Origin of the sequence: Streptomyces sp. NPDC050145, from assembly GCF_044460245.1 — a bacterium.
Taxonomy (GTDB): Bacteria; Actinomycetota; Actinomycetes; order Streptomycetales; family Streptomycetaceae; genus Streptomyces.
This window is the reverse complement of sequence record NZ_JBITJS010000009.1, coordinates 356,199-373,298: the sequence shown is the minus strand read 5'-3', so window position 1 is coordinate 373,298 and position 17,100 is coordinate 356,199. Positions and strand designations below refer to the sequence as shown.

Annotated in this window: 19 protein-coding genes and 1 pseudogene; 11 read left to right on the top strand and 9 right to left on the bottom strand. The window is 70.2% G+C overall.

Features of this window, described 5'->3' with window-relative positions; translation table 11 throughout:
• The first annotated feature begins 254 nt into the window (after positions 1-254).
• The 7 genes from ACIBTU_RS20630 (at position 255) to ACIBTU_RS20600 (ending at position 3,507) form a co-directional block, all read left to right on the top strand.
• A complete protein-coding gene (locus ACIBTU_RS20630) occupies positions 255-554 on the top strand; it encodes a hypothetical protein (RefSeq protein WP_399127717.1) in 300 nt (99 codons plus the stop codon).
• A 270-nt stretch (positions 555-824) separates the two neighbouring features.
• Complete coding sequence (locus ACIBTU_RS20625) at positions 825-1,457, top strand: helix-turn-helix transcriptional regulator (RefSeq protein ID WP_399127716.1); 633 nt, start codon at positions 825-827, stop codon at positions 1,455-1,457.
• Positions 1,458-1,672: 215 nt separating this feature from the next.
• Positions 1,673-1,810, top strand: coding sequence for a hypothetical protein (locus tag ACIBTU_RS20620; protein WP_399127715.1), 138 nt, complete (start codon positions 1,673-1,675; stop codon positions 1,808-1,810).
• A gap of 65 nt (positions 1,811-1,875) precedes the next feature.
• The gene (locus ACIBTU_RS20615) at positions 1,876-2,226 is read left to right on the top strand and encodes a hypothetical protein (protein ID WP_399127714.1); all 351 of its coding nucleotides are present in this window, start codon (positions 1,876-1,878) and stop codon (positions 2,224-2,226) included.
• Between the two features lie 211 nt (positions 2,227-2,437).
• The gene (locus ACIBTU_RS20610) at positions 2,438-2,632 is read left to right on the top strand and encodes a hypothetical protein (protein ID WP_399127713.1); all 195 of its coding nucleotides are present in this window, start codon (positions 2,438-2,440) and stop codon (positions 2,630-2,632) included.
• Positions 2,633-2,829: 197 nt separating this feature from the next.
• On the top strand, positions 2,830-3,120 hold the full coding sequence (locus tag ACIBTU_RS20605) for a hypothetical protein (protein ID WP_399127712.1): 291 nt from the start codon (positions 2,830-2,832) through the stop codon (positions 3,118-3,120).
• Positions 3,121-3,267: 147 nt separating this feature from the next.
• Positions 3,268-3,507: a hypothetical protein gene (locus ACIBTU_RS20600; protein ID WP_399127711.1), complete on the top strand. Its 240-nt coding sequence runs from the start codon at positions 3,268-3,270 to the stop codon at positions 3,505-3,507.
• Between the two features lie 161 nt (positions 3,508-3,668).
• Here ACIBTU_RS20600 and ACIBTU_RS20595 read toward each other — a convergent pair.
• Together ACIBTU_RS20595 and ACIBTU_RS20590 are read right to left on the bottom strand one after the other, a co-directional pair.
• Positions 3,669-4,353, bottom strand: a pseudogene (locus tag ACIBTU_RS20595) (nucleotidyl transferase AbiEii/AbiGii toxin family protein).
• A complete protein-coding gene (locus tag ACIBTU_RS20590) occupies positions 4,350-4,712 on the bottom strand; it encodes a hypothetical protein (protein ID WP_399127710.1) in 363 nt (120 codons plus the stop codon). The pseudogene ACIBTU_RS20595 and the gene ACIBTU_RS20590 overlap by 4 nt, the downstream one beginning before the upstream one ends.
• A gap of 178 nt (positions 4,713-4,890) precedes the next feature.
• Between ACIBTU_RS20590 and ACIBTU_RS20585 the strand changes: the two genes are divergently transcribed.
• Together ACIBTU_RS20585 and ACIBTU_RS20580 are read left to right on the top strand one after the other, a co-directional pair.
• Positions 4,891-5,229: a hypothetical protein gene (locus ACIBTU_RS20585; protein WP_399127709.1), complete on the top strand. Its 339-nt coding sequence runs from the start codon at positions 4,891-4,893 to the stop codon at positions 5,227-5,229.
• Positions 5,230-5,358: 129 nt separating this feature from the next.
• On the top strand, positions 5,359-6,051 hold the full coding sequence (locus tag ACIBTU_RS20580; RefSeq protein WP_399127708.1) for a helix-turn-helix transcriptional regulator: 693 nt from the start codon (positions 5,359-5,361) through the stop codon (positions 6,049-6,051).
• Positions 6,052-6,498: 447 nt separating this feature from the next.
• Here ACIBTU_RS20580 and ACIBTU_RS20575 read toward each other — a convergent pair whose 3' ends face one another.
• The 3 genes from ACIBTU_RS20575 to ACIBTU_RS20565 form a co-directional block, all read right to left on the bottom strand.
• Positions 6,499-7,461 carry a replication-relaxation family protein gene (locus ACIBTU_RS20575; protein WP_399127707.1) on the bottom strand — a complete coding sequence of 321 codons (963 nt, stop codon included), beginning with the start codon at positions 7,459-7,461 and terminating at the stop codon, positions 6,499-6,501.
• A 121-nt stretch (positions 7,462-7,582) separates the two neighbouring features.
• Positions 7,583-8,563, bottom strand: a complete 981-nt coding sequence (locus ACIBTU_RS20570) for a replication-relaxation family protein (protein WP_399127706.1) — start codon at positions 8,561-8,563, stop codon at positions 7,583-7,585.
• A gap of 242 nt (positions 8,564-8,805) precedes the next feature.
• Entirely contained in the window at positions 8,806-10,725 is a 1,920-nt protein-coding gene (locus ACIBTU_RS20565; protein WP_399127705.1) for an ABC transporter ATP-binding protein, read from the bottom strand.
• 652 nt (positions 10,726-11,377) lie between these two features.
• On the opposite strand from ACIBTU_RS20565, the gene ACIBTU_RS20560 reads away from it, so the two are divergent.
• A complete protein-coding gene (locus ACIBTU_RS20560; protein ID WP_399127704.1) occupies positions 11,378-11,845 on the top strand; it encodes a hypothetical protein in 468 nt (155 codons plus the stop codon).
• 47 nt (positions 11,846-11,892) lie between these two features.
• Positions 11,893-12,234: a hypothetical protein gene (locus ACIBTU_RS20555; protein ID WP_399127703.1), complete on the top strand. Its 342-nt coding sequence runs from the start codon at positions 11,893-11,895 to the stop codon at positions 12,232-12,234.
• Between the two features lie 671 nt (positions 12,235-12,905).
• On the opposite strand, the gene ACIBTU_RS20550 is transcribed toward ACIBTU_RS20555, so the two are convergent.
• The 4 genes from ACIBTU_RS20550 to ACIBTU_RS20535 form a co-directional block, all read right to left on the bottom strand.
• A complete protein-coding gene (locus ACIBTU_RS20550; RefSeq protein WP_399127702.1) occupies positions 12,906-13,733 on the bottom strand; it encodes an SDR family oxidoreductase in 828 nt (275 codons plus the stop codon).
• A 72-nt stretch (positions 13,734-13,805) separates the two neighbouring features.
• Positions 13,806-14,282, bottom strand: coding sequence for a GNAT family N-acetyltransferase (locus ACIBTU_RS20545; RefSeq protein WP_399127701.1), 477 nt, complete (start codon positions 14,280-14,282; stop codon positions 13,806-13,808).
• A gap of 9 nt (positions 14,283-14,291) precedes the next feature.
• On the bottom strand, positions 14,292-15,605 hold the full coding sequence (locus ACIBTU_RS20540; protein WP_399127700.1) for a UDP-glucose dehydrogenase family protein: 1,314 nt from the start codon (positions 15,603-15,605) through the stop codon (positions 14,292-14,294).
• Between the two features lie 139 nt (positions 15,606-15,744).
• The gene (locus tag ACIBTU_RS20535; protein ID WP_399127699.1) at positions 15,745-17,034 is read right to left on the bottom strand and encodes an aminotransferase class III-fold pyridoxal phosphate-dependent enzyme; all 1,290 of its coding nucleotides are present in this window, start codon (positions 17,032-17,034) and stop codon (positions 15,745-15,747) included.
• Positions 17,035-17,100 lie beyond the last annotated feature (66 nt).

Sequence of the window (17,100 nt, the reverse complement as noted above, 5' to 3'; positions counted from 1 at the left end):
GGGGGTGCGGCCCCGCCCACCGCGGCGGAGCCGTCCCCCCCAACCGCCCGCCCGCCCCCCGATACGGGGTCCTCCCCGCCCCCCCCCCGCCGGGGGGGGGGCCCCCGGGGCGCCCCCCCCCCGGGACCCAGTCCGGGTCCCCGCCCCACCGCCGGCGGAGGAGCCGGAGCCGCAGCCCCACACACCGATGCAGCGCCCGAGACTCACGAGGAGCAGACCATGACGACCAGCCCGAGACTCACGAGGAGCAGACCATGACGACCAGCCCGAAGCTCGACGCCGTCGCCGTGTCCGGCATCAGGTCCTTCACGCCGATCGCTCTCGCCGACGGCGGCGAGGTCACGGTCCGGATGCCTGACGAGGGCGATCTGATGGAGGTGTTCCTCTCCGAGGGAGTCAGCGTCCCGGAGAGCGAGGACGGAGCGTGGGACCGGCCGCTGGAGTGCGACGCGTTCGACGGCGCCGCGCTCTTCCTCGACGTGCCGGTCCAGGCCGTTCGCGCGCTTGTCACGGCGCACGGCGGCGAGCTCCACGCCTGTGGGCCCGGCGCCTGAAGTGCCGCCCGTGTGGCCGGGTCCGCCCCGGCCACACCCGCGCATGCCCGGCTCCCGTGCGCTCCCGCACATCCCGCAACGCAAAAAGGGCCGACGGTTCACCTGCCGGAGCAAGGTGACGGCGTCCGTCGGCCCACCCACCAAATCCACTCAACCGCCGGGCGAACATGGCGCCCACGAAAGGAGCAGAGATGATGAGGCAGAGTCTATCCATACCCGGTCCGCGCAGGGCCGGACGGCGCTGACGCAGATCAGGAGTAGTGACCGACGATGATCCCCCAGGGACGCGACGTCCGCACCGAGAGCGACGTAGCCGGCGCGCTCGGCTTGCCCCTGCACGAGTTCCGTCGCAAGCACCGGGACGAGCTGGAGCAGCGCGTCACCATGGTCAGCGCCGCCGAGGGCCGCATCAGGCTGTACGACGCCGAGCAGGCCGACGCCTACACCAGCGGGCGCAGCGTCCCGCCCGGGCCGGACCTCACCGTCGAGCAGCCCGGCGACCTCCTGTCGCAGAAGGAGGTCGCCGACGCGCTCGGCATCACCGGCTCGACGGTGCGCAGTTACGTCACGACGGGCTACCTCCCCGCGGGCATCGAGCGGCACGGCAAGCGGTGGCCACGGTCCGCGGTCACGGCGCGCCTCGAAGCCGGGGACCGCCGTGAGAGCCCCGAAGCCACCGGCGCCGGGCGCCCCGCGGGCGACCCGACGAACCGGGGGCGCGCCGGACGCCAAGGGCCACACCCACGCGCGGTCGAGGTCGCCGGCGAGCTCCAGGCGGCCGAGCGCGGCACCCGCGGGCCAGTGAGTCCCCAGGAGGTCGCCGACCGGTACGGAATCGCCTACGGCACCGCCCAGCGCGTGCTCGCCGAGGCGCGCAAGCACCAGTCCAGCCAGGCGAGTTGACCACTCGACGCGCCCACGCCCTGACCTGACGCGCAGGCCGGCCGGAGAGGGTTAGCGCTCGCCCCGGTCGTGCGGGTGCGCACAGGTCCTGACACGCCGCACTGAGGCACCTTGACCACTGTTTTATGGCGCTGTAATGTTGTTCACGTCGGAAGGGGTCGGCGCCCCGCCACTCCGACACCCACCAAATCCCCCCGAACAAAGGGAACTTGACCATGCAGCACGAGTGGAACCACGACGACAACGAGCGCGCCATCCCCGCCATCCCCGGTCAGCGGCAGGCCCTTCCCGCCGACGGCTGGGACGGCTCCGCCGCCCTGAAACGCTTCCCCCGCCAGGACGGCCAGCAGTAGTCCCGCCCAACCCCCTGCGGGCGCCGCAGTGTGCGGCGCCCGCCCCCTCTTGGAGGCATGAGGCCATGAAACTGCGCTGGCTGATGACGCTGGGCGAGCTCACCGACCCCGAGGTCCCCCGGTACGCCGAGGCCCCCGGCCCCTACGACTCCCGGGCGGCGGCACTGGTCGACGACTGCGCCCAGCTGTTCCCGATCCTCCTGGCCTGGCGCAAGGAGCTCGGCTGCGCGCTGACCGGGTGGGCCGCACAGGTCGAGGCGGAGACCCTGGACGAGCTCCCCGACGAAGTCGTCCGCAACTGGAGTCCGCTGCTGCGCCTGGACACCATGCCCGGTGGCTACATCAAGATCTCCGACTACCGGGACCACGAGGAACCGCACGCACTGGGCGCCGGGCGGGCCGCACTGCGCCACTGAAGGCGCCGGACACCCCGCCCGAGCGTCCACCCCTGCCGACCGGGCCGCCGCCGCCTCACCGGCCCGGCCGACGGGGGCCCGGGCGCGCGCACGACACCCAGGCGCGCCAGGCCCGCGGCTGCCGCTCGCCCCGCGGCCCTGGGCCTCTCACCAGAGGCACTGGGCGCCCTGCCGCACACCTGTCACACATCCCCGATCCGAGGTATCCGCAATGTCCGTACAGATCACGGTCGGTGACCGCGTCGAGCTCGCCGCCGACGTCCACGCTCTGGGTGTCACCCACCGCCGGGGAGCCCGCGGGATCGTCCGCGAAGTCCACACCGGGGGTCACCTCACGCTGCGCATGAGCGACGGCCGCGTCCAGTTCCCGCATCGCGACGAGGTGACGGTCATCGACGCGCCGTGACGCGAATTTACACGCCTCGCCCCCTCCGCGCGGGCGCCAGGTGCGCGCTTCGGTGCAGTCTTCGCAGGTCACAGGGTGGGTTCACACCACGCCAGATCACACCATTATAGAAAGTGAGCCCGGACGCAGGGTCCACCGGCGGCCGTCGCAGCGGCATCCACCGGGCGCGCCTCCAACTTCCGCGAAGGAGTCCTCTCATGGCCAGCTTCACCCACGTCACGCCTGCTCGCTGCCGCGAACTTGAGGCCGCGCTCACCGGCGCGCGCCTCGGCTGGCGCAGCAACGGCCGCCAGGACACGCCGCAGTTCCTTACCTACACCGTCACCGACCCGTGCGGGCGCACGTGGCGAATCAGCCCGGCCACGAACTTCCAGGTCCGGTCCACCACGGCCGCGCAGATCTGGCAGGCCGGGTGCGACTCACTGCTCAGGACCTCCCCGGTCCTGTCGGCCCGGAAGGTCGCCGAGCTCATCCACAACACGCCCTGACACCGAGCCCCCCGACCTTCCGCTCCGGCGCACCGCCCCGCGGACGGCTCCGCGCCCCGGCCGGCGCCTGGCTTGGCCCGCTCCCCTGGCGTCTGCCAAGTCCCCACCCAGCGCGCCCAATCCACCCGACACGCACAGGAGGCACCCATGTTCCTGGTCACCCCTGACCACACGTACGGCCTGGTCGCAGCACCCCGAGCCACCATCGACCGCACACCCGAAACCGACGCACTCCTCACCGCCGCCGGATTCGCCTGGAACGACGCCATCGGCGCCTACACCCGCTCCACCGGCACCGGACCGAACGACGTGGACCACGCCGCCGACAAGCTCCGTGCACTGGGCCACGACGTCTTCCACGCCTACACGGCTCCGGCCACCGGCTGACCTCCGGCCCCGCCCGCCCACCGTGCCTGATGCCCGGCTCGTGTGGCGCCGGTCCACCGGCCGGCGCCACGCGCTGCGCGCAGCTCGCGGCACCGGCCGACAGGGGCCGCCACAGCCCGGGAAGGGCGTGCGAGTGCTCGGCCGGGGTTGGTTCGCCGGGGTCAGGCGTCTTCCGGCTGCTCGCCGTCAGGTTCCCGCTCGGAGTGCAGGCGCGCTTCGATGTCCATGGCCCAAGACAGTGCCCAGTGCCGCAGGGTGGCCAGCTGTTCGCCGTCGAGGCCGTAGGCGGTGAAGTCCTCGTCCTCGAACCATTCGGCGCCGTTGAGGCGGTCGCGCAGGTTGGGCAGGCTGAACTCGTCGCGGGCGTGCCGGCGGCCGAGGTGCTCGAGTTCGGTGTTCGTCCGGTGGCCGGCAGCAGCATGGACGTCGATGAGGTCGCGTACGTAGCCGCGGTCGGCGAGCGCGCGCACCTTGGTGCCGATCATCGTCCAGGGCAAGGACCGGACCGTGCTCGGTGGTCTCAGGTGGCGCCCAGAACGCTTCCTTGAGTACGTCGACCTCGCATTCCTCACCGGTGGCGGGGTCGGTGACGACCAGCCGCCCGGACAGCGGGTCGGACTCCAGCTGGTGGACCTGCCAGCCGCGGCTGGTCAGCCCCGCGCTGACGGTTGCGATGATCTCGGACATGGGGGCTGGGTTCTCGGTCGCGACGTCCAGGTCCTGGCTGAGCCGCTCGACGAGGCCGTGGGCCTGGACCGCGTATCCGCCGGTGATCACGAGCGGGTACGGGGAGCCGATCGTCAGGACATCGGCCAGGAGCCGGCGGTGCAGTCCGTCCAGCCTCATGCGGCCGCCGCGCCCTGCCGGGCGAGCTCCGGGAACGCGTCTTCCCAGACGTCCCGCAGGTGCGGGCTGACCAGACGGCGCAGGACGGGCCACTGGTCAATCAGCAGAGAGGCGTCAAGGTAGGCGATCAGGTCATCGCGCTGGCCCTCGGTGAGCACGGTCCGGTACAGGGTCATCCGGGACTTCGGGCGGTCCAGCACAAAGGAGGTACGGCCGGACCAGACCACGTGAAGCGGGAGGTCGACCGTTCCCTGCGTCGGTCCGTCCAGCTCCCCGAGATGTCCGGGCAGACGCTTGCGGTAGCGCGTCCGCAGCACCTCGGAAGGCGAAAGAGGCTGAGGAGAGGCGTTCGGAGCCATGCGCCGAGTATCCCTCACTCCGCCCCCTCAGCGCCCGCAGTACCGACGCTCGGCTGCTCCGGACGACGAGTGGGGCGCCCACCGGCCACGGCCAGGAAGCGGTGCTGCTCTCATGCGGCGCCGCACAGCACTACAGCTTGACACTTCTACTATTCGCTACGGAGGCATACTTCTCGTGATGACGACGACCCACAGGCTGCTCGACCTGGCGGCCGAAGCACCCCGCATACATGACGCCGACCTCCTGCTGCTGATGCGCGAGGCGAGCGAGCTCTACAGCCAGGAACTCGCGGATTCCTGTCGCGCCATGGCTGAGCAGTGCGCCGCACTGCCTGACGCGGAACTGACGGCCGCGGCCGCCGCGGCCGGGGTGCCCCGGGACGGGGTGGAGGACCGGGACGAGCTCGTCATGCTGCTCGCCCTTGCCGCGTGGGAGCGGACTCCCGCCGGCATGGCCTACCTGCAGCTCGCCGAGGACGCCGCACGCCGCGGCGTGAGCCTCGTCCCAGAGGTCTGACGCCGGCGCGCACCAGGCGCAGCCGCCAGTTCCCGGGCTCGCTGGACCACCCTCCACGAGTCATGCCATTATGTGAGTTGCGGGCCGGACCGGCCGGCCTGCAGCCGACCGACGGGACGGGCTGCCGCCATGACCTCGCAACGTGAGCCTCGCCTGGCCGACGCTGCCGAGATCGCGGCCGAACAGGGCCTCACCCCCGCACGCATCAGCGGCCTGTACAAGGACCGCGCCGACAACGGCTTCCCCGAAAGCGTCGCCACCCGAGGTCGCGCCCGGCTGTGGAACCATGCGGAGGTCACCGCCTGGTTCGCCCAGCGCCCCAAGGCGCGCCTTCGCGGGCACACGCCGCCGAAGCGGGATCCCGACGAGCTGCTCACGGCGGCCGAGGCCTCGAGGTTCCTCGGATACAAGAGCCCCACCCAGGTCACCACCTACCTCCACGACCACCCCGGGTACTTCCCTTCCCCGGACGTCACCGAGGAGATGGGGACCCCGGAGAACCCGTACCGCCGGCACCAGTGGCGCGTGCAGACCCTGCTCGACTGGATGGCCACACGCCCCGGACGCGGCAAGCAGCCGGGCGTGAAGCGTGCGGCGCCCGCACTGCCCGAGGTCCCCGCCGACGGGGACCCGGACGAGCTCCTGGGCGCCTCACAAGCCGCAGCCCTGCTCAGCTTCAAGAGCCTGAACTCGTTCTCCAGCAGTCTCGCCCAGGGCAACCTCCCCCTGCTCGAGACCGTCGACGCACTCACCGACAAGGGCGGGCGCCGGCGGTGGACCCGCCGGCGGATCCTCCAGCAGGCCGCCGAGCGCAGAAGGTAGAACCCGGCGGCACGCCCTCGGGCGTGCCGCCCCACGAACGCGGTATCCGGTTACGGGTCGTTGGTCCCGTGCGGGCCGGACACCGCAACGATGACCGGTCACGCTCGGCTCGCCACCGCGCTCCGCAGCCGCCCCGGCAGCTGCGGGCCGGTCATCGCCTGCATTCAGGGCGTCGCGGCTGTCCGCCGTTGCCCCTCCCCCGAGCCCACAACTGCGGGCAAGGACCGGCGCAGCATCGGGCTGGATGCAAAGGAGGGCTGACGCCGGCTCGCCCCGGGCCCCGGTGCACTGTGCCGCGCCCGGGGCCCGGGGCGAGGACCGCAGCCATGACAGGCAATCGAACGCCACAAGGCGGCTGGGCCGGCATCCGCACCGCCGCAGCAGGCGCGCAATCTGCCAGGACCGACCGTATCCTCGTCCCCCGACCGGACTCGGCATCGGCTCCCGTCAGGCGGTGCTGAGCACGTTTGCCAGCGGCGCCGGGCTGCCCCCACGACGCGCGTTCCACCACGTCTCGCCGTGCGGCCCACGCTCCGTGAGCCGCATCAACGTGGTTCCGATCACCGGGAACGGGGTTCGGTACTGGTCGGCGAGGGTGAGGATCGCCGCGGCTCGCTTGATCAGGTTCTCCTCGCTGCGTCCCGTGAGGACGAACGCGACCACCGGCTGCACGGGCTCGGGGGTTTCCCAGCGCGCTTTCCACCACAGTTCTCCCTGCCGGTCGCGGCGTTCGAAGAAACGCTGGTAGCCGGCGACCTTCTGGGCCACCCGCTCGGGAATCATGGTTGCCCTGTCCACCTCCACAAACAGCAGCGGCGCGGCGGCTTCGGGGGCGGCGACCAGGAGGTCCGCCTGGACGGCCCCGCGCCCGGGTGTGGCCCAGGTCCCGGTGACCGGCAGGGTCACCTCGGTGGACATGTCCATGAGTGACCCCAGCCCTTCAGGGCCCACCTCGACGCAGGTCTGCTCGACAGTGCCGAGCTGCTCCAGGTCGCGTCCTTCGGGCCGTGGCTGGAGCAGGCCGTGCACCGTGGCATTCACGGCCATCGCGTGCTGTGCGCCGTGCGTTGCCGCTCCGCGAGCGATGGACCCCATCTCCGCCAGCGGGCGGTCCAGGACCTGGGCAGCCGCCTCCAGCCCGGCCGGCGTCAGCCCCCAGAGCTTGTGCCCGTCGCGGCTGTGCCCCTCCGAGACCGTCAACCCCCGAGAAGCAAGATCCAGGGCAGCATTGCGGTGCGCCTTCGTCCGGCGGCCCTGATGCGGATGGGGATGCCGCAGCGTGAGGTGAGGGCGGGTCAGTTCCTGGATCTGACCCGGCGTGGCCACCTTGAGAACCCCAAGCACACGCAGGACATCCTCACGCAACGCCCCCGTCGACGCATGAGGCCACAGCGTGGACTTCCCCGTCACCTCACCACCCCGCCCAATCCCAGTGACTGCCGATCTACACGATCATTGTGCCAACATCAGGCAGCGGCCAGAGCAGGGCTCATCCCGCGGGCCGGTGTCCGTCCTCTGGCGGGAAGCTTGTCTAGAGCTCTGTTCCGGTGGTCAGGCCAAGTACTCGGTCCAACGGCTGAGGCTGGTCTCTGCTGGTCGTGCTCCACCACGTTTCGCCCCACGGCCCGTGTTCCTGCAGGCGCGGCAGCGTGGTGCAGATGACGGGGAACAGCGTGTCCAGGCCGTCGGCCAGGCTCAGAATGGTTCGGGCCCGGTTCGAGAGCGCTGCGTCGCTTCGGCCAGTGAGGACCAGCGCGACGTTCGGCAGCTGGTCTTCGTACACGCACCAGCGGTTGCGCCAGCGCTGCTCGCCCTGCCGGTCCTTGCGTTCGAAGTACTGCTGGTAGCGGCGGAGTTTGAGGACAACGCGTTCCGGAACCATGGTGGAGCGGTCGACGCAGACGAACATCAGCGGTATCCGGTGCTCGGGAACCGTGATGACCAGGTCGGCTTGGACGGAGCCGATGCCGGGCCTCGCGTCTGTCCCTGTGACAGGTAGGTCGACCTCCGTGGTCAGAGTGTCCAGCGCGCCGATGCCCCGGGGCCGGGTGTCGACCACGGCCTGGTCCGCGGGCTCGAGCCGGTCGTAGGCATCCTTCGACGGTGCGGGCCTCAGCAGAACGAGGACCGACTCATTGACGTCGAGCATGTGTGCGGCCCCGTGAACGGCCGCCCCGTGAGCGATCGACCCCATCTCAGTCATCGGCCGGCCCAGCACCCGGGACGCCGCTTCCAGCCCGCCCGCAGTCAGGCCGTACAACTTGGTCCTGTCCCTGCTGCGCCCCTCCGACAGGACCAGCCCATGGTGCGCAAGGTCAAGAGCTGCATTGCGGTGCGCGGCCGTACGGTGGCCCCGATTGCGCGGGGCCGGATGCCGGAAGGTCAGGTGCGGCCGGGTCAGCTCCTGAATCTGGTCCGCAGTTGCCACCTTGAGCACCCCCAGGACGCGCAGGACGTCCTCGCGCAACGGAGCCGTCGACCCGTACGGCCACGGACCGCCCTTGCCTGCCATTGGTCCCCCTCACAAGTTCCGTGCCGTGACCATTTGGTCAGCGCCTCGGTTCTCTGGCAATCACGTTGCATTGCGAACGGTCTGCAGCGCACTTGCTCGCGGTCAGGTGCTGGTCGTGATCGCAGTACGTGCATGCTCGCAGGCACCACTGACATTCAGCGCGCCATGGTCGCCCGCTTGGGATGTGCCACTGATGTCAGACTCCGCGTACCGGCGTCACACCGCCCGGGCGCAGTGCGCAGTCATCGTGTCGATGGCACGGTTACAGGTTCGCCGGTGCCGTCCTGCATCGCGTGGAGCTCTGCGAACAGGCCGCCGTCTCGCAGGAGTTCGTCGTAGGTCCCGTTCCCCACAACCTGGCCCTGGTCCAGGACGATGACGCAGTCGGCGACCCTGGCATTGGCCAGGCGGTGGGTGATGAACAGGGCGGTGCGGCCGGCGGACAGCTGCCGCAGGCGCGAGAACACCTGATGCTCGGCCCGGGCGTCGAGGGCGGCAGTCGGTTCGTCGAGGATCAGGACCGGTGCGTTGCGGTGGAAGGCGCGGGCGATGGCGATGCGTTGCCACTGTCCGCCGGAGAGGTCGTGGCCGCCCCACCAGGAGCGGGCGAGGGACGTGTCGAGGCCCTGGGGCAGCTTCTCGACGACGGCGGCCGCGCCTGCTTCGCGGGCGGCTCGGTGGACTGCTGTGTCGCCGTCGGGGGCGGAGGTGCCGAGGGTGATGTTCTCGCGGCAGGTCAGGGGCCAGCGGGTGTAGTCCTGTGGGACCAGGGCCAGGGACTGCCACACGGTGTGGGGGTCGGCGGTGGCGAGGTCGGTCTGGTCCCAGGCCACGGTGCCGGTGTCGGGGAGGTAGAGGCCGGTGAGGAGATGGGCGAGGGTGGTTTTGCCGGAGCCGTTCTCGCCGACCAGGGCGACGACTTCGCCCTTCTTCAAGTCGAGGTCGACGCCGCGCAGGGCGGGCTGTTCGGTGCCGGGGTAGGTGAAGGTGACGTCGCGGGCGCTGATGACGGTCGGACCGTCGGCGGGCGCCTGGGTGGTGCCGCGGTGGGTGCGCAGGTCGTGGGCGGTGTGCAGGAAGGCGGTCCAGTCGTCGAGGAAGAGGCTGGTGCGGAAGAGGCGGGCGCCGGCGCGCATCATGCCGGTGAGCATCCCGGCGGCGGTACGCATGGCGATGACTGCCGTACCAGCGGCCGCTGCGTCGATGCGGGCGTTGGTGACGAGGAGGGCGAGGACGGCCCAGGCGGCGAGCATTGCGAGGCCGGAGACGGCGTCGCCGGTCAGTCGTGTGCGCAGTCCGCGCAGTGCGGCGGTCAGGGCTTCGTGTTCGAGGCGGTCGGAGACCTGCTGGTAGCGGCCGGTGAGGAAGGCGCCCATGTTGCAGGCGCGGAGCTCGGTGGCGGTGTTGCGGTCGGTGGCGTAGTTGCGCAGGACGGAGCGCAGGCGGGTGTCGGCGAGGGTGTCGTGTGCGGCCGCGTGCTCGATTCGGGCGGCCTTCACCGCGGCGAGACCGCGTGGGAGGGCGGCGAGGACGAGGCAGCCGAGCAGGGCCGGGTGCAGGGCGAGAAGGACGGTCGCGGCGGCGGCGAGTTGGGCGAGGGCGGAGATCATCGCCTGGGTGTCGGCGAGGAGTTCGCGGGCTGAGTCGGCGCCGCGGCCGGCGGCCTCGAGGCTGTCCTCGAAGCCGGGGTGCTCGTAGGCGGCGAGTTCGACGCCGGCGGCGGCGTGCAGGACCTGGAGGTCGGCCTGCCGGGCGGCCTTGGGGCCGAGGCGGGCGGCGGCCGCCTGCGCGGCGGCGTCCGTGAGGGAGCGGCCGATCAGCGCCGTGAGGACGATTGCGACGGGCCAGGTCATGTCCGCGAGGAGCGGGCCGGTGGGGTGGTGGCCGGTGTAGGCGGTGAGAACGTCGAGGCCCTGGCGCATCACGGACGTTGTCTCGGCGAGGGCTACGGCGGCGAGGACGGCCATGGCGATCTGCGCGGTGAGCATCAGGCACATGGCCCGCCGGTCGGCGGCCCAGCCGAGGCGGGCGGCCGACCGCAGGGCTGCGGGCAGTCGACGGGCGATGGTCCAGGTGCTGACCTGACTGGTGCGGGCATGGTGCGGGTCGGTCTTGAGCCGCATCACCGGCGGCCCACCCGCCGGGGTGGAGATCGTGGTCACGTCCCCCGGTGTAGGGGACTCCCACGGGCTGCCGCACCCGAGTTATCGGTGTGATCGTGCAGGCGTCCAGTTGAGACCGCCGAGGGTCAATTCGCGGCCGTTTCGTACATCCGCATGGATGCTGGTCCCATCAAGGCGACCACGGGGACGCACCGGTGACGCCCTTGTCGGGGCTTCAGGCAGATGTTGCTGATTCCGTGCCAGTCACGTGAACCAGGCGACCAATGCTGAACATCTCCGCACAGTTCGCACCCGTAGGGAGTCCTGCGACGACGTTGTGATGCAGGTGCTGGCGGTGGGCGACCTCGGTGAGTCGGCGGAATACGTCCATGTCCAGCTGCGTCTGGGAGGCGAAGCACTTGAGTGCGCGAACCTTGGCCTCGAGGAGTGTTGTGTCGCCGATGAAGAACTCGTTCGGCTCGAACCCGTAGGCGGCCCCGCTGCGCCCAAGGCGCGGGCGAAACGTGCCCTGCCCGCGAGCGATACACCCCGGCCAATTTCTTCGGTCACGGAGCGAGCAGACGGAGCGCCACGCGCGGACCCTGGAATCAATTGACTGCGAACTGACAATAGTGAAAAGGTGAGTTGGCGTCACCGAATTGACGCGCGAAACCAACTCCCCGCTGACCACGGGGAGAACAGAGGGGAACACATGACTTTCCAGACTGCCGTAAAGGCAGCATTTTCAACTACCGCTGCCCTGTCGGTTCTGCTTGCTCCGTCAGCTGGCTTAGCATCCGCCGCGCCCGCGCCGTCGCAGGGCACCGCCGAAGTCACGGCCAGCGGATTTGACGCGAAGTGCCGGAGCCACAGCCGCACCTACGTGCTGAAGAAGTACTACCGAGGCCCTCGGGCCATCACGCTGCGCTGCGGCACTCCTACGTGGGGCTGGAAGCACATCAAGGCCCGCCACGGCTGGAGCAGCACAATGGACAAGAAGATTAATGCTGCCATCTGGTCGGGGGACGACAATGGCCGCGGCGGATACTCCACCTACCTCAACCAGTGCCCGCGCGTGGAGAAGTTCCGCACCATCATCGGCACACCGGCCGGCAATAACGACCTCCTGACGGCCTACAAGGTCGATCAGCCTGCCATCGCAGGCACTGCCGCCTGCTAGACACTGAATTGAGGCGTAGGCAGAGGCGAGAAGAACGGTAGGCCACAGTGGAAAACCAGACACCAGCAGAGCAAGCCCTCAGCGGCTCGTACTCAACCGCCGACGGACTGCGCTTCGACGTCAACGACATGTCGGTCGAGCAGCAGCCTGACCGAAGCGCGACGTTGACGTACTGGCTGACCGTAGGCCGCCCCGGCACACCAGGTGAACGCTGGGTGGTCACGCTGCCCTGGAACGACAAGTCCTGGGCAGACGTTCTCACCTCGCCTGCGCCTCCCCCAGACCGGCTGCAGCAGCTCGTGCACCTCGTCCGTGTCCACCTGGAGGAGTGGTGGGACACGAAGGGACACAATCGGCAGTCAGCGAAGATGGGACGACGGCTCACCTGACCCGTTGGGGTGAGGGCTACCTCGGTGCATGTCCCGCCGGACCTGCTAGGTGGTAGTCCACAGGATGTGCCACGACGCGGGGGCGTGTCGGCGACGGTGATCGGGCCGAGGAGCTCGCTGTCACCCTGGTCATCGACGCCCCACGTGATCGCCGCCCCGGCGGGGACGGACGCCGAGGGCACCTTCCCCAGTCGTCACCGTCACGGTGCTCGCGTAGACGAAGACGGTGACGGACTGAGTGCCCGGGTGATCGGCGAGATCCCAGGCCGTGTCCTGGACGCCATCCGGGACGAGCCGAGCCCGGGGCGTGACAGGTGTGACGCTGGCGCTGGTGCCGGACATGGTGGCCTCCACGGGGTGGGTTGATCTTGATGAATGCGGCGGTGTCCGCGGTGGCAGTGGAGAGGCGCCACACGCGGAAGTCGCCCCGTGCCCAGGACACGTCCGTGGCGGTGAGGGCGGCCAGGCAGGTGGAAAGAGCAGCCATTCCCAGAGGCGGGTGGGGATCGGGGCAGGCGGGTGCATGTGCCTCGCTTCTTGGGCTCACGGTGCGCAGTGTCCGCAAGGTGGCGGTAATCGGACAGGTAGCGCTCGTCCAGTTGGGGCGCCTCACCAATTCGCCGGTCTGGGTGGAGCATTGGCGTGGTGCCGGGCCAGTGTGGAGGTGGCCTTCAACGGGACGTCAGGAAGTCTCGTGCGCCGCGTAGCGTGGTGCGGAGGTGTTGTTGGGTGATGCGGCTGTCGAGGCGAACGTCGATGCCTGCTCCCATGCCGCTTGCTGCGCGTGGGCCTGTGGGCAGGCTGGAGGGGGCAAGCCCGTCGCGGCGGGCGATGAGGCATCCGAGTTCATGGCGGTTGAGGGCGTCCGGGCCTGCGAGGTGACGCATGCCGGTGGCTGCGCTGGACGCCAGTTCCAGCAGTGCGGAGGCCAAGTCGGAAACGTGGACGGGGCAGCGGATGTCATCGGTGAAGAGGGTGCCCTCGACGGTGCCGTCAGCGAGGCCGTGCACCAGGCGCTCGTGTACGGAGCGGCCGTAGCCGAGGATCAGCGATGTACGCGCGACGACCGCCTTCGGGTGAACCGCGAGGACCCCGGTCTCGGCCGCTGCCTTGGCTGCGCCGTACGGGGTGATGGGGTCCGGGAGGCAGGACTCGTCGTAGTGCGTCCGGTCGGTTCCGGAGAATACGGCGTCGCTGGACACGTGGATCATGCGTGTTCCGTGCTTCGCGGCGACCATCGCGAGCTGCAGGGGTCCTTGGGCGGTGACGGCCCAGTCGGCGCGGCCGCTCGAGGCGTTGATGAGGACGCTCGGACGAACCTCGGCCATGACCGTGTCCAGGCTTTGGCTGTCCCGCAGGTCGAGGGGGTGCCACGTGGTCGGGGCGGCTTCACTGGGCTTGGTCCTGTACGTCGCGGCCGTCGTGTGTCCTGCTGCATGTGCCTGCCGGACCAGCTCGGAGCCCAGGAAGCCGGATCCGCCCACGATCAGAATGGTCATGCGCGTAACGGTAGTCCTGGGCTGCTGACGCCGGCGGTGATCATGTTGGAGTGGGGGTTGGCGCCTTCGCCGTCAGCCGGCTGGGGGTTTGGGCGGTGGTTGCCAGACGTAACGGACGTCTGGCTCGCGTTCGTCGTTGCACTGGCCGTCGGTGCGTTCGACTTCGACGAAGCCGTGCCGCTGGTAGAAGCGCCTGGCCGGGCCATTGACCTGGAAGGTCCACAGGGACAGGCCGTCCGGGCTCTGCTGTTTCGCGAGGGCCATTAAGCGGTTGCCGAGGCCCTGCCCGCGCCAGTCGGGGTCGAGGTAGAGCTGTTTCAGCTCGCTGTTGTTGATCACCAGCACGCCCACCGTTCGGTTGCCCGTGACGGCGACCCAGGTCTCGTACTGCGGCACGAGGACGCGGGCGAACCAGTCCCGCACGTCGGACTCGTCATGGGCGCAGCGCACGGTGGGCAGGGCGGCTGCGTAGGAGCGCAGCCAGACGTCGGCTGCGGCGTGGGCGTCGGCGGCGTGGGCGCGGCGGAGGAGAATTTCGTCGGTGTTCACGGGTCTCTCCTATGGGCGGCCGAGCTGGTGGATGGTCCAGCCTGCTGAGCGCCAGCGTTCGGGGTCGAGGGTGGTGCGGCAGTCGACGAGGAGGGGGTTGGCTGGCCGTCCGGCCAGGGCGTGGGCGTCGGCGTGGCTGTATTCGGGCCATTCGGTGGCCAGGGCGACGAGTTCGGTGCCGTCGAGGGAGGCGGCGAGGTCGTCGGTGTAGTCGAGTTCGGGGTTGCGGGCCATGGCGGTCGGTACGGCCTGCGGGTCGTGGACGGTGACGATGGCTCCGGCTTGCTGCAGGACCTGGGCCAGGGCGAGGGCCGGGGATTCTCGTACGTCGTTGGTGCCGGGCTTGAACGCTGCGCCCCACACGGTGATCCGGGCGCCCTCGACCGGGTTTTGGAGGGCGTGGGTGATGAGGCTCAGGGCGACGTCGATGCGGTTCTCGTTGATCTTCTCGGCGGCGTGCAGGAGGTGGGCGGCCTGATGGGCTCCGAGCTGGTGGGCGCTCGCGGTGAAGGCGCGGATATCCTTGGGGAGGCAGCCTCCGCCGTAGCCGATGCCGGGGCGCATGCCGGCGGCGCCGATGCGGGGGTCGATGCCGAGGATGTCGACGATCTGGGTGACGTCGCCGCCGGCGGCCGCGCACATGTCGGCGACGGCGTTGATGTAGCTGATCTTGAGGCCGAGGAAGGTGTTGGCGGCGCCCTTGGCCAGCTCGGCGGTGGGCGGGTCGGTGATGAAGATCGGTACACCGGTGTCGATGATCTGGGCGTACACGGCGCGGATCGCCTTTTCTCCTTCGGCTGTGGTGACGCCGGCGATGAGGCGGTCGGGGCGGAGGGTGTCCTCGACGGCGTGGCCTTCGCGCAGGAATTCCGGGTTCCAGACGACGTCGACCTGGTTGCCTGCGGGGGCCAGGCGTTGGGCGAGTGCGGTGACCTGGCGGGTGGTGCCGACGGTGACGGTGGATTTCCCCACGATGGTGCAGGCCCGGTCGAGGTGGGGGGCGAGTTGGCGGATGGCGCCGAAGATCTGTGCGGTGTCGTAGGAGCGTCCGTCGGCGTCGATGGGTGTTCCGACGCCGATGAAGTGCAGTTCGGCGAAGGCGGCGGCTTCGCGCATGTCGGTGGTGAAGCGCAGGCGGCCGCTGGTGGTGTGGCGGGTGAGGAGTTGTGGCAGGCCGGTCTCGTAGATGGGGCTTTCGCCGGCGTTGAGTCGATCGACCTTGGTCTGGTCGAGGTCGACGCCGATGACCTCGTGGCCGAGTTCGGCCATCGCTGCGGCGTGCGGGATACCCAGGTGGCCGCAGCCGATCACGGAAACGCGCATGGCAGGTCGTCCTTGTCTGGTCGGGGGCACGCCGAGCGCGGAGTGCCCCCGAGACGCTGTCGGTTGGCGAGCATGATCCAAGCCGGGCTGCTCGCAGGTTCGTTGGTGTGTTCGCGCTCGAGCGGGTCGGGCAGGCGGTTCAGACGGCTTCCAGCGCGTCGGTCAGGGCCGTGATCAGGAAGTTGATGTCCTCGTCCGTCGAGATCAGCGGTGGCGCGACGACAAGGCCTTCACTCCTGGGCTCTCCGGCGCCGGTGAACGGGTAGAAGAACACCCCGCGCTGCTCGGCGGCCTCCATGACGGGCCAGAGTTTGCCCGGGGTGACCTCCAGCCCGTAGAGGAAGCCGAGTCCGCGCACGGCCTGTACCGGTCCGACGCCGTTGAGGGACTTCATGGCCTGTCCGAGGCGTTCCCCGCGGGCCCTGAGGGCGGCGTGGTCGAGTGCCTCCAGTTCGTCGAGGACGCCGAGGCAGGCGGCCGCCATGAGGGGGTGGGTGGCCATGGTGCCCATCGCCGGCAGCGGGTCGGCGTCCTCGTGGCAGATCCACGGGGCGGTCTCGGGAGAGACCAGCACGGCGCCGACGGCCGTGTACCCAGCGCCCAGTCCCTTGGAAAGGATCACCATGTCGGGTTTGCAGCCGTCCCAGTGGTGGCTGGCGAGCGGCTTCCCGGTACGCCACAGGCCGGTCAGTACCTCGTCGTGGATGACCAGGACGTTGCGCTCCCGGCAGATCTTCGACACGCGCTGCAGGTAGCCGTCGGGTGGTACGAAGGCGCCGCCGGTGGTGCCGTTGACGGGCTCGATCAGCACAGCGGCAGTGTTCTCGGCTCCGCGTCGGTCGATCTCCTTGGCGATCTCGTCGGCGCACGAGGCGTCGCAGCCGCGGCCTTCGTGGGCGTGCGTCGGCGCGTAGGGCGCCGGGTAGGCGGGTCCGAGGTCGAGCGCGTTCTCGTGGCGCGGTCGGCGGGCGTGGTTGCCCGCGAGGGCGAGGGTGAGTGCCGACATGCCGTGGTAGCTCAGGGTCGAGGTGAGGATGTCCCCGCGCTGTTTCCCGTCGCGTACCCGGGTGATGTTCCGGGCCAGGCCGATGGCGATCTCGACGCCGAGCGTCCCGCAGGTGGTCAGCGCGACGAAGTCGTCGGGGCGCCCCACGGCCCGGCACAGACGGTCCATCAGCTCCGTCTGGATGTGGGGCTGGACGACGGCGGCGCCGCCGAAGGAGTAGCGGAAGAACTGCTTCTTGAGCCGGTCATAGACCTTGGGGCTGCTCTGGCCCACGTTGGTGCACAGCAGTCCGCTCGAGCCGTCGAAGATCCTGGTTCCGCCGGCGCGGTGCAGCCAGGGGCCTTGCGTTCCCACGACCTCGAAGTCCGGCATGGGCCTGGATGAGGTCAGCAGCCGCTCGCGGTGGTGCGTGTACTGATCCATGTTCGGGAGTCCTTTCCTGGGGTGGGGCCGCGCATGGTCGGTGCGCGGCCCCGGGATGCGTGCCGG

Bases quoted from the DNA above. Each gene is read 5' to 3' on its own strand.
- ACIBTU_RS20570 (WP_399127706.1), bottom strand. From the start codon at position 8,563: ATGGCAGGCAAGGGCGGTCCGTGGCCGTACGGGTCGACGGCTCCGTTG.
- ACIBTU_RS20615 (WP_399127714.1), top strand. From the start codon at position 1,876: ATGAAACTGCGCTGGCTGATGACGCTGGGCGAGCTCACCGACCCCGAG.
- ACIBTU_RS20540 (WP_399127700.1), bottom strand. From the start codon at position 15,605: ATGCGCGTTTCCGTGATCGGCTGCGGCCACCTGGGTATCCCGCACGCC.
- ACIBTU_RS20610 (WP_399127713.1), top strand. From the start codon at position 2,438: ATGTCCGTACAGATCACGGTCGGTGACCGCGTCGAGCTCGCCGCCGAC.
- ACIBTU_RS20580 (WP_399127708.1), top strand. From the start codon at position 5,359: ATGACCTCGCAACGTGAGCCTCGCCTGGCCGACGCTGCCGAGATCGCG.
- ACIBTU_RS20620 (WP_399127715.1), top strand. From the start codon at position 1,673: ATGCAGCACGAGTGGAACCACGACGACAACGAGCGCGCCATCCCCGCC.
- ACIBTU_RS20630 (WP_399127717.1), top strand. From the start codon at position 255: ATGACGACCAGCCCGAAGCTCGACGCCGTCGCCGTGTCCGGCATCAGG.
- ACIBTU_RS20550 (WP_399127702.1), bottom strand. From the start codon at position 13,733: ATGACCATTCTGATCGTGGGCGGATCCGGCTTCCTGGGCTCCGAGCTG.
- ACIBTU_RS20600 (WP_399127711.1), top strand. From the start codon at position 3,268: ATGTTCCTGGTCACCCCTGACCACACGTACGGCCTGGTCGCAGCACCC.
- ACIBTU_RS20535 (WP_399127699.1), bottom strand. From the start codon at position 17,034: ATGGATCAGTACACGCACCACCGCGAGCGGCTGCTGACCTCATCCAGG.
- ACIBTU_RS20585 (WP_399127709.1), top strand. From the start codon at position 4,891: ATGACGACGACCCACAGGCTGCTCGACCTGGCGGCCGAAGCACCCCGC.
- ACIBTU_RS20590 (WP_399127710.1), bottom strand. From the start codon at position 4,712: ATGGCTCCGAACGCCTCTCCTCAGCCTCTTTCGCCTTCCGAGGTGCTG.
- ACIBTU_RS20605 (WP_399127712.1), top strand. From the start codon at position 2,830: ATGGCCAGCTTCACCCACGTCACGCCTGCTCGCTGCCGCGAACTTGAG.
- ACIBTU_RS20625 (WP_399127716.1), top strand. From the start codon at position 825: ATGATCCCCCAGGGACGCGACGTCCGCACCGAGAGCGACGTAGCCGGC.
- ACIBTU_RS20560 (WP_399127704.1), top strand. From the start codon at position 11,378: ATGACTTTCCAGACTGCCGTAAAGGCAGCATTTTCAACTACCGCTGCC.